Here is a 10,324-nt window from a genome sequence, read left to right on the forward strand (position 1 = left end):
GACCGCGGCGAGCGTGCGGACCAGCCCGGGCGCGGCCGGCGCGCCGGCGAAGCCGTCCGGATACTCCTCGGCGATGAACCCCGTCGTCAGCTCGCCTGCGCGGAAGCGCGGGTGCTGCATCAGCGCCGACAGGAAGTCGATGTTGTTGCCCACGCCCTCGATCTCGAACGCGTCGAGCGCCGCGACCTGAAGGTCCGCCGCCGCCTCGCGGGTCGGAGCCCAGGTGACGAGCTTGGCGATCATGGGATCGTAGAAGATCGACACCTCCCCGCCCTCGCGCACCCCGTCGTCGACGCGGACGTAACCTTCTCCCCTCCCGCTCGCGGGAGGAGTCGGGGGTGGGGAAGACAAGCCGTCAGCAGGACTCGCGACGGGCGTTCCCACCCCTAGCCCCTCCCGCAAGCGGGAGGGGGACTGGTGGCTCTCCGCCTCGGGCGGCGCGTAGCGTACCAGCCGGCCGGTGGAGGGCAGGAACCCGCGATAGGGATCCTCCGCATACACCCGGTTCTCGATCGCCCAGCCGTTCAGCGCCACGTCGTCCTGCCCGAAGGCGAGGCGTTCGCCCGCCGCGACCCGGATCATCTGCTCGACGAGGTCGAGGCCGGTGATCGCTTCCGTCACCGGATGCTCGACCTGGAGCCGCGTGTTCATCTCCAGGAAGTAGAAACCCTTGCCTGTCGTATCCGCGCCCGACACGATCAGCTCGACCGTGCCGGCGGAGTAATAGCCGACCGCCTTGGCGAGCGCGACCGCCTGCTCGCCCATCGCGCGGCGCATCTCGGGCGTGACGAAGGGCGACGGTGCCTCCTCCACCACCTTCTGGTGCCGCCGCTGGATCGAGCATTCGCGCTCGCCGAGGTACAGGACGGTGCCATGCTGGTCGCCGAGCAGCTGGATCTCGATATGCCGGGGCGACTCGATGAACTTCTCGATGAATACGCGGTCGTCGCCGAAGGACGCGAGGCCCTCCCGCTTGGTCGCCTCGAACCCCTCCCGCACGTCGGCTTCCGACCAGGCGAGGCGCATGCCCTTGCCGCCGCCGCCGGCCGAGGCCTTCATCATCACCGGATAGCCGATGTCGCCCGCGATCCGCACCGCGTGCTCGGTGTCGTCGATCTCGCCCAGGAAACCGGGGACGACGTTGACGCCGGCGGCGCGGGCGAGCTTCTTCGCCTCGATCTTGTCGCCCATTGCGGCGATCGCGTTGGGTGGCGGGCCGACGAAGGCGATCCCCGCCTCGGTGCAGGCGCGCGCGAAGCTCTCGCGCTCGGACAGGAAACCGTAGCCGGGATGGATGCAGTCCGCGCCCGTCTCCCTGGCGGCGAGCAGGATCAGCTCGGGCTTGAGATAGCTCTCCGCGGCGGGCGCGGGGCCAAGACGGACGGCCTCGTCGGCCATCAGCACGTGCGGGGAGCGCGCGTCAGCGTCCGAATAGACCGCGACGGTCCTAAGCCCCATGCGCTTGGCGGTGCGGAATACCCGGCACGCGATCTCGCCGCGATTGGCGACCAGGATTTTGTTGAACACTAGTTCGTCTTTCGCTTGCGAGTGTTGAGCATGAGGACGCCGGCGTAAATGACCAGTGCGAGCATTAGGACGCCGAGAGGACCTAAAAAGCCAAGCGTAGCGCCGAACCAGCCAGGACCTTCTTGCTCGCACCACGCGCCCGGTGCGAGGCCGCACGGAGCAATTGAGGCAAGTGCAATCACAAAGGCTGCAAAGGCCCAGTAGATCAGGCTGAACGTGATCAGGGTAACAGCTCGGAGCATCACTCCGCCGCCACCCGCATAGGCTCCTCGCCCGCCATCGGCCGCACGCCCAGCTTCGCGAACAGCGCCGCGTCGGCGTCGTCGCCGCGGTTGCCGGCGGTGAGCAGCTTGTCGCCGGTGAAGATCGAGTTCGCACCCGCCAGGAAGCATAGCGCCTGCGTCGCCTCCGACATGCTCTCGCGCCCGGCGCTCAATCGCACCATGCTCAGCGGCATCGTGATCCGCGCCACCGCCACCGTGCGCACGAACTCGATGTCGTCGATCCTGGCCAGCGGCGTGTCGGCGAGCATGTCGCCCAGCACCGTGCCCTTGACCGGCACCAGCGCGTTGACCGGCACGCTCTCGGGATGGCGCGGCAGCGTCGCGAGCGCGTGTACGAAGCCGACCCGGTCCTCACGCGTCTCGCCCATGCCGACGATGCCGCCGCAGCACACGTTGATCCCCGCCTCGCGCACCGTGGCCAGCGTATCCAGCCGGTCCTCGAAGCTGCGGGTGGTGATGACGTCGCCGTACCGCTCGGGCGAGGTGTCGATGTTGTGGTTGTAGTAATCGAGCCCCGCCTCGGCCAGCCGCCGCGCCTGATGCGGCTCCAGCATGCCCAACGTCATGCACGTCTCCAGCCCCATCGCCCGGACACCCTCGACCATCGCGACCACCGCGTCCATGTCGCGGTCCTTGGGGTTGCGCCACGCCGCGCCCATGCAGAAACGCCGCGACCCAGCGTCCTTCGCCTGCGCCGCCGCCTGGAGCACCGCGCGCACGTCCATCAGCTTCGTCGCCTTGACCCCGCTGTCCGCCGACGCTGACTGCGAGCAATAGCCGCAATCCTCCGGGCAGCCGCCGGTCTTGATCGACAGCAGCGTGCACAGCTGAACCTCGCCCGCCGCGTGGTGCGCGCGGTGGACGGCGGCGGCGCGGAAGACGAGCTCGGTGAACGGCAGGTCGAACAGCGCCGCGATCTCCGCGCGGGTCCAGTCGGTGCGACTTGGCTCCCCTCCCGCTTGCCGGAGGGGGCGGGCCTGCGCGCCAGCCGCGACGTCCGTGGACGGCCCCACCCCTGACCCCTCCCGCGAGGGGGAAAGCAATGTATCGGTCATGCGGCTCTCCCCGGCGCGGGCGCTCCCCGGAGCAGGCCCTCCGCGCTCAAATCCTCGTCGATGTCCATCAGGTCGACGACCAGACTGGCGGCTTCGCAACGGACGTCGAGGACTTGTCCGCCGGTCACCGCGTCTGCGCCTTCAGCCATGAGGTGCGCGCGCGTGTCAGTCTGGTCATGCAGAAACTCCGCTCGGCCGGCTCCGCGCTGCCGCCCCGCATACCATAGCCCTCGACCACGCAATCGGCATCGCGAAACGAGAGCCACGCGCGCTGGCTCGCCAGCATGGCGGCGGCGTAGCCAAGCCTGTTGTCTGGCGAAGGGTCGCCGTCCAGCCGCTTCATCGCCGCCATGGTCACGCGGTACTGCGCGTTCATCGCGGCGTCGGCCTGTCCCCAAGCGTCGAGCGCGCGCTGATTCAGATCCGCCTGCGTCTGGATCGGCGCACCTGCCAGCAGCATCGTGGCGACAATCGTCATATCGCTACTCCGCCGCGTCTTCCTGCGGGGCCATGTTGTGGCCGAGCAGGCGCAGCACCTCCTCCGCCGCCTGGATCAGGTTGGTGCCCGGCCCGAAGATCGCCTGGACGCCAGCGTCGCGCAGCGCCTGATAGTCCTGCGCGGGTATGACGCCGCCGCAGATCACCTTGATGTCGCTGCGTCCCGCCTCGCGCAAATGGCCGATCAGCTCGGGGATCAGCGTCTTGTGCCCCGCCGCGAGGCTCGATGCGCCGACCACGTCGACGTCGCGGTCCATCGCCAGCGCCGCCGCCTCCGACGGGGTCTGGAACAGCGGCCCCGGCACGATCTCGAACCCCAGATCGCCGAACATGCTCGACACCAGGTTGGCCCCGCGATCGTGCCCGTCCTGGCCCATCTTGGCGACCAGCATGCGGGGGCGGCGGCCCAGCCGGCGCTGCGTAGCGACCACGCCGTCCTCCAGCCGCGCCCAGGCCGCGTCGCCATCGTAGGCGCCGCCGTAGACGCCGCTGACCGGCGTCGGCTGCGTGCCGTAGCGGCCGAACACGTCTTCCATCGCTCCGCTGATCTCGCCCAGCGTCGCGCGCGCGCGGGCGCAGTCGACGGCGAGCGCGAGGAGATTTTCCGAGCCTCGCGCGCCCTCGCGCAGCGCGTCGAGCGCCGCCCGGCACACGCCCTCGTCGCGGGTCGCGCGGATGCGGTCGATGCGCGCGATCTGGCCGGCGCGCACCGCGACGTTGTCGACGTCCAGGATCTCGATCGGGTCCTCGCCCTCCTTGCGGTAGCGGTTGACGCCGACGATCACGTCCTCGACCCGGTCGACCCGTGCCTGGCGCGCGGCGGCGGCCTCCTCGATCATCGCCTTGGGCCAGCCGGCGGCGACCGCACGGGCCATCCCACCCTCGCGCTGGATGCGCTCGATCAGTTCCCAGGACGCGTCGACGAGTTGCTGCGTCAGGCTTTCGACATAATAGCTGCCGCCGAGCGGATCGATGACCCTGGTCATCCCCGTCTCTTCCTGCAGCACGATCTGCGTGTTGCGCGCGATGCGGGCGGAGAAGTCGGTGGGCAGCGCGATCGCCTCGTCCAGCGCGTTGGTGTGGAGCGACTGCGTGCCCCCCAGCATCGCCGCCATCGCCTCGATCGTCGTGCGCATCACGTTGTTGTACGGGTCCTGCTCGGTCAGGGACACGCCCGACGTCTGGCAGTGGGTGCGCAGCATCTTGGACCGCTCGTCCTTCGCGCCGAGCTCCGTCATCGCCCGGTGCCACAGCACCCGCGCGGCGCGCAGCTTGGCGACCTCCATGAAGAAGTTCATGCCGATCGCGAAGAAGAAGCTAAGCCGGCCCGCGAACCTGTCGATGTCGAGCCCGCTGGCGACGCCGTATTTCACATATTCCATGCCGTCGGCGATGGTGAAGGCAAGCTCATGGAGCTGCGTCGCCCCCGCCTCCTGCATGTGATAGCCGCTGATCGAGATGGAGTTGAACTTCGGCATCTCCCGCGACGTGTAGCCGAAGATGTCGGAGATGATCCGCATCGAGGGCTCGGACGGGTAGATGTACGTGTTGCGGACCATGAACTCCTTGAGGATGTCGTTCTGGATGGTCCCGTCGAGCTGCGCGCGCGGCACGCCCTGCTCCTCGCCGGCGACGATGAAGAAGGCGAGGATCGGGATCACCGCGCCGTTCATCGTCATCGATACCGACATCTGGTCGAGCGGGATGCCCTCGAACAGGATCTTCATGTCCTCGACGCTGTCGATCGCGACCCCTGCCTTGCCGACGTCGCCGGTGACACGCGGGTGGTCGCTGTCGTAGCCGCGGTGGGTCGCGAGGTCGAAGGCGACGCTCAGCCCCTTCTGCCCGGCGGCGAGGTTGCGGCGATAGAAGGCGTTGGACTCCTCCGCGGTCGAGAAGCCGGCGTACTGCCGGATCGTCCACGGCCGCCCGGCGTACATCGACGCGCGCACCCCGCGCGTGAACGGCGCAAAGCCGGGCAGGCCGGGGTCGGCCGTCACGTCGGCGGCGGTGTAGAGCGGCTTCACCGCGATCCCCTCCGGCGTCGGCCAGCTCAGGTCGCGGCCCTTGACCTCCCTGGCCGCGAGAGCCTCCCATTTGGCGAGCGTCGGGTGGGAGGATGGCTCGGGCAGGTCGCGCCTGGGCGGCGCGGCCCCGGTGTCCTCGCCCGTGTTTTGCTCAAATCCCTCTCCCGTCGGGAGAGGGAATCCGAGTCAATGCTCATCGGGAGCCTCCATCAGTTCCACCAGCAGCCCGCCCATGTCGCGTGGGTGGACGAAGACGATCGGCGTCCCGTGCGCGCCGATCCGTGGGCTCCCCAGCACGGTCGCGCCCTTGGCGGCGAGGTCCGCGACCGCGGCGGCGATGTCGGGCACCTCGAAACAGACGTGATGCTGCCCGCCCGCCGGGTTGCGGCGGAGGAAGCCGGCGATCGGCGAGGCGTCGTCATACGGCTCGATCAGCTCGACCTGCGTGTTGGGCGCGTCCACGAAGCACACGCGCACGCCCTGCGCGGGCAGGTCGAACGGCTCCCCGATCGCGGTCGCGCCGAGCAGCGTGCGGTACGTCTCGACCGAGCGCGCGATGGATGGCGTGGCGACGCCGACGTGGTTGAGGCGGCCGAGGATGGGCGGCGCGGTCATTGGGGCAGCCTTCCCTGGTCGTCCAGCGAGAACGGCGCCCGCGTCGCCCCCTGAATGAAGCCCTCCAGCCGGGAGACACGCTCCGACAGCGAGGCGTGCGCCCGGCTGAGCGCGACCATGTCGCGGGCCAGCGCCGCCGTGTCGTCGCGCACGCTCTTGATCGTTTCCTGATAGAGCACGAACGCCTTGAACACGCCCCAGGTCTTGTCGGACACCGCCATCAGGCCGCGAGCTCCTGCGGCCCCGGCGACGAGACGGCGAGGGCCTCGGCGATCGCGGCGCGCGCCTCCGCGATGCTCGCGCGGATCGCGTTCAAATCGTCCTGCATGCGTGGCAACGATCGTTCGACCTCCTCCATCACGAGCATCCGCGCTTCGTCCTCTTCCGCCATTTCCTGCGCGATGTAGCTGGTGGTCGCCTCGCGGACGACATGGCCGACCGACATGCCGTTGCTGGTGGCGAACGCGTCGAGCGCCGCCTTGAGGTCGGGAGTGGTCAGGAAAGTAACACGTTCGGTCTGCATGGCGAGCTCCTTCACATCACCTTATAATGTGTGTCCGCGTCGCTCACAACGGGATGTTGTCATGCTTCTTCCACGGGTTCTCCAGCTGCTTCCCCCGCAGCTTGCGCAGCCCCAGCGCGATCCGACGGCGCGTGGAGTGGGGCTGGATCACCTCGTCGATGAAGCCCTTGCTCGCCGCCACGAACGGGTTGGCGAAGCGCGCCTCGTACTCCGCCGTGCGCTCGGCGATCTCGTCGGGCGTCCTGCCGCGGAATATGATCTCCACCGCGCCCTTTGCCCCCATCACCGCGATCTCGGCGGTGGGCCAGGCGTAGTTGAGGTCGCCGCGCAGGTGCTTGGACGCCATCACGTCGTACGCCCCGCCATAGGCCTTGCGGGTGATGACGGTGATCTTGGGCACCGTCGCCTCGGCATAGGCGAACAGCAGCTTGGCGCCATGCTTGATGATGCCGTTATGCTCCTGCGCGGTGCCGGGCAGGAAGCCGGGGACGTCGACGAACGTCACGATGGGGATGTCGAACGCGTCGCAGAAGCGCACGAACCGGGCCGCTTTCTTCGATGAGTTGATGTCCAGCACGCCCGCCAGCACGGTCGGCTGGTTGGCGACCAGGCCCACCGTGCGCCCCTCGATCCGCCCGAAGCCGGCTAGGACATTGGCGGCGTGAGCGGGCTGCACCTCGAAGAAGTCACCTTCGTCCACCACCTTGGCGATCAGCTCGTGCATGTCGTACGGCTGGTTGGCGCTGGCGGGAACCAGCGTGTCGAGGCTGTCCTCCAGCCGGTCCCACGGATCATCGGTCGGGCGCTCGGGCACGGGTTCGCGGTTCGAGGCGGGCAGGAAATCGATGAAGTCTCGCGCCGCCAGCAGCGCCTCGATGTCGTTCTCGAACGCGTTGTCGGCGACGCTGGTCCTGGTCGTGTGAGTCACCGCGCCGCCGAGCTGTTCCTGCGTGACGATCTCGTTGGTCACGGTCTTCACCACGTCGGGTCCGGTGACGAACATATAGCTTGAGTCCTTCACCATGAAGATGAAGTCCGTCATCGCCGGCGAATATACCGCCCCGCCCGCGCACGGCCCCATGATGAGCGACAGCTGCGGCACCACGCCCGACGCCATCACGTTGCGCTGGAACACCTCCGCATAGCCGCCCAGGCTCGCCACCCCCTCCTGGATGCGTGCGCCGCCCGAGTCGTTCAGGCCGATCACCGGCGCGCCGACCTTCATCGCCATGTCCATGATCTTGCAGATCTTGCTGGCGTGGCGTTCGGACAGCGAGCCGCCGAAGACGGTGAAATCCTGGCTGAACACGAACACCAGCCGGCCGTTGATCGTGCCCGATCCCGTCACCACGCCGTCGCCGGGGAAGGTCTGCTCCGCCATGCCGAAATCGATCGCGTTGTGCTCGACGAACATGTCGAGCTCCTCGAACGATCCCTCGTCGAGCAGCACGTCCAGCCGCTCGCGCGCGGTCAGCTTGCCCTTGGCGTGCTGCGCGGCGATCCGCTTCTCGCCGCCGCCGATGCGCGCCGCCGCGCGGCGGCGTTCCAGCTCGGCGATGGTGGCTGACATGCGGGCATCCTCTCTTGCGGTCTTGGCCAGGGGCAGCGCGTTCTTGCGATGGCTCGCCGGCCGTGCAACTGCTATTTTGCAAAGTGACTTGCAAAGGTTCGCAAATGCTCCCGTCCCGACAGCCTGCCCGCCAACGCTACGCCGGGCCGCAGGTCCGCGCGCTGAGGAACGCGCAGCGCCTGGGGCAGCAGCCGATGGCGATGCGGCTGGGCATCTCCGTCAGCTACCTGTCGCAGATCGAGAGCGGCGACCGGCCGCTGACGGACACGGTGCTCGCCGCGCTCGCGCGCTGCTTCCCGGACGACTGGGCGCTGGTGGATGCCGAGGAAGGGACGTCGGTGCTGGTCCGCGCCGCCGCCGCCGCGATCGATCCCAGCATCGCCGAGCCCCTGCCCGACGATCAGGGGATGCGCCGGACGCTGGGCCACAGCGCAGCCCTAGCCCGTCGGCTGGTCGCGTTGCACGAGGCGGTCCGGCGCGGACAGGACCAGCTGCGCGTGCTCGACGACCGAGTGGAGGGCGGCGCGGCCGAGCGCGGCCTGCTTCCCTGGGAGGAGGCGCGCGACTGGTTCCACGACCAGCGCAACTACATCGACGCGATCGACCGTGCCGCCGAGCGGATCGCGGTCGAGCTGGCCGACGATCCGACCGGCGGCGCATCGCCCGTCGCGCGGCTGGAGGCGCGGTTGCGGACCCATGGCATACGCGTCGCGGCCACGCCGCCGGGGGACCGGTCGCTGCGCACGTTCGACGCATCCGCCGCCACGCTGCACGTCGATCCCGCCCAGCCGCCAGAGACGACCGGCTTCTCGATGGCGCACCAGCTCGCGCGGCTGGAGCTGTCGGCGCAGATCGACGCGGTGGCGAGCGGCGCGACGGTCGAGGGCGGGGGCACCTCCGCGGCGGCGCGTCAGCTGTTGTCGGCGGGGCTCGCCAACTATGCCGCGGGCGCGCTGCTGATGCCCTATGCCGCGTTCCGCGCCGCCGCGCGCGACGAGCGGCACGACATCGACCGGCTCCGCCTGCGGTTCGGCACCAGTTTCGAGCAGACGTGCCATCGCCTGTCGACGCTCCAGCGGCCGGGCGCGCCGGGGGTACCGTTCTTCTTCTGCCGGATCGACATGGCGGGCAACATCACCAAGCGCCATTCGGCCACCCGGCTGCAGTTCGCGCGGTTCGGCGGCGGCTGCCCGCTGTGGATCGTGCACGAGGCGGTGGCGATCCCCGACCGCATCCTGGCGCAGCTGGCCGAGATGCCCGACGGCGCGCGCTACGTGTCGATGGCGAAGGGGCTGGTGAAGCCGTCGGGCAGCTATGCCCGGCCGCCGCGCCGCTACGCGGTGGCGCTGGGATGCGAGGTGGAGCACGCGCCCGAGTTCATCTATGCCGACGGGCTCGCGATCGGACGGGGGGCGGGAGCATCGGCGGCGGACAGCGCACCGGTGCCGATCGGCGTGTCGTGCCGCATCTGCCCGCGCCGCGACTGCGAGCAGCGCGCCTTTCCCCCTGCCGCCGGAGACCTCGCCATCGATCCGGACCGGCGCGGCGCGGTGCCGTACCGGTTCAGCTGAACGCGCCATCGTCGTTGCAGGCCGGCCGGGGATCGCGCACAGCGCCTGCGACCAACCGCCTGCCCCTGTCCGCAAAGGTCGTCCCATGCGCCTGCCCCTGTCCGCCGCGATCGCCGGCACACTGACCCTTCTCGCGGCTTCCGCGCTTCTGGCGGCGCAGCGCGGTCCGGGAGGCGACGGCGGTCCGCCCGCCGACGATCAGTCCACCCAGCAGCGGGCGCCGCAGCAGCACGCCGGCGACGAGCGGGCGACGATCATGGTCGAGCCGGTCGGCATGATGATCGCAGGGTTCGACACCGACGGCGACGGCCGTACCTCGCGCGCCGAGCTGGCCGCGGGCGTGCAGCGGACGTTCCGCTCGATCGACACCGCCGATACCGGACGCATGGGCTATATCGAGTTCGCCGACTGGGCCGAACGCTGGCTGGGGGACCGCAACGCCCTGCCCAGCCCGTTCACGGTCGACACCAACGGCGACAACGTTATCACGCCCGTCGAGCTGCAGGCGGCGGTCGCCCATATCTATGACCGGTTCGACGAGAAGAAGGACGGGATGGTCACTCGCGCCGAGCTGCTGACGATCCATGACGCGCCCGGACCGGGCGGCGGTGGCGGCCGGCGCGAAGGTGGTGGCGGTAGCGGTGGCGGCCGGCG

At 69.6% G+C, this 10,324-nt stretch carries 11 protein-coding genes; 2 read left to right on the plus strand and 9 right to left on the minus strand.

Going from position 1 to position 10,324, the window contains the following annotated elements; all coding sequences use genetic code 11:
• The 9 genes from HUV01_RS07310 to HUV01_RS07345 form a co-directional block, all read right to left on the minus strand.
• On the minus strand, positions 1–1,527 hold a 1,527-nt coding region (locus HUV01_RS07310), incomplete at its 3' end, for an acetyl-CoA carboxylase biotin carboxylase subunit (RefSeq protein ID WP_174297642.1).
• A gap of 241 nt (positions 1,528–1,768) precedes the next feature.
• Positions 1,769–2,866 carry a biotin synthase BioB gene (gene bioB, locus HUV01_RS07315; RefSeq protein WP_174297643.1) on the minus strand — a complete coding sequence of 366 codons (1,098 nt, stop codon included), beginning with the start codon at positions 2,864–2,866 and terminating at the stop codon, positions 1,769–1,771.
• Positions 2,863–2,994 carry a hypothetical protein gene (locus HUV01_RS15315; protein ID WP_302480032.1) on the minus strand — a complete coding sequence of 44 codons (132 nt, stop codon included), beginning with the start codon at positions 2,992–2,994 and terminating at the stop codon, positions 2,863–2,865. The genes bioB and HUV01_RS15315 overlap by 4 nt, the downstream gene beginning before the upstream one ends.
• Positions 2,991–3,344, minus strand: a complete 354-nt coding sequence (locus HUV01_RS07320; protein WP_174297644.1) for a lysozyme inhibitor LprI family protein — start codon at positions 3,342–3,344, stop codon at positions 2,991–2,993. Before HUV01_RS07320 ends, HUV01_RS15315 begins: the two co-directional genes overlap by 4 nt.
• 4 nt (positions 3,345–3,348) lie before the next feature.
• Positions 3,349–5,496 carry a methylmalonyl-CoA mutase gene (gene scpA, locus HUV01_RS07325; RefSeq protein WP_174297650.1) on the minus strand — a complete coding sequence of 716 codons (2,148 nt, stop codon included), beginning with the start codon at positions 5,494–5,496 and terminating at the stop codon, positions 3,349–3,351.
• Between the two features lie 81 nt (positions 5,497–5,577).
• Entirely contained in the window at positions 5,578–6,006 is a 429-nt protein-coding gene (gene mce, locus HUV01_RS07330; RefSeq protein WP_174297645.1) for a methylmalonyl-CoA epimerase, read from the minus strand.
• The gene (locus HUV01_RS07335; RefSeq protein ID WP_174297646.1) at positions 6,003–6,227 is read right to left on the minus strand and encodes a hypothetical protein; all 225 of its coding nucleotides are present in this window, start codon (positions 6,225–6,227) and stop codon (positions 6,003–6,005) included. Before HUV01_RS07335 ends, mce begins: the two co-directional genes overlap by 4 nt.
• Positions 6,227–6,529, minus strand: coding sequence for a hypothetical protein (locus tag HUV01_RS07340; RefSeq protein ID WP_174297647.1), 303 nt, complete (start codon positions 6,527–6,529; stop codon positions 6,227–6,229). The genes HUV01_RS07335 and HUV01_RS07340 overlap by 1 nt, the downstream gene beginning before the upstream one ends.
• Positions 6,530–6,572: 43 nt before the next feature.
• Positions 6,573–8,099 carry an acyl-CoA carboxylase subunit beta gene (locus HUV01_RS07345; protein WP_174297648.1) on the minus strand — a complete coding sequence of 509 codons (1,527 nt, stop codon included), beginning with the start codon at positions 8,097–8,099 and terminating at the stop codon, positions 6,573–6,575.
• 104 nt (positions 8,100–8,203) lie between these two features.
• On the opposite strand from HUV01_RS07345, the gene HUV01_RS07350 reads away from it, so the two are divergent.
• Both HUV01_RS07350 and HUV01_RS07355 read left to right on the plus strand, forming a co-directional pair.
• The gene (locus HUV01_RS07350) at positions 8,204–9,670 is read left to right on the plus strand and encodes a helix-turn-helix domain-containing protein (RefSeq protein ID WP_174297649.1); all 1,467 of its coding nucleotides are present in this window, start codon (positions 8,204–8,206) and stop codon (positions 9,668–9,670) included.
• An 85-nt stretch (positions 9,671–9,755) separates the two neighbouring features.
• Positions 9,756–10,324 (plus strand): hypothetical protein (locus HUV01_RS07355; RefSeq protein WP_254606456.1); only part of this gene is annotated, 569 nt, incomplete at its 3' end.

Source organism: Sphingomonas bacterium, assembly GCF_903643035.1.
GTDB lineage: Bacteria > Pseudomonadota > Alphaproteobacteria > Sphingomonadales > Sphingomonadaceae > Sphingomonas.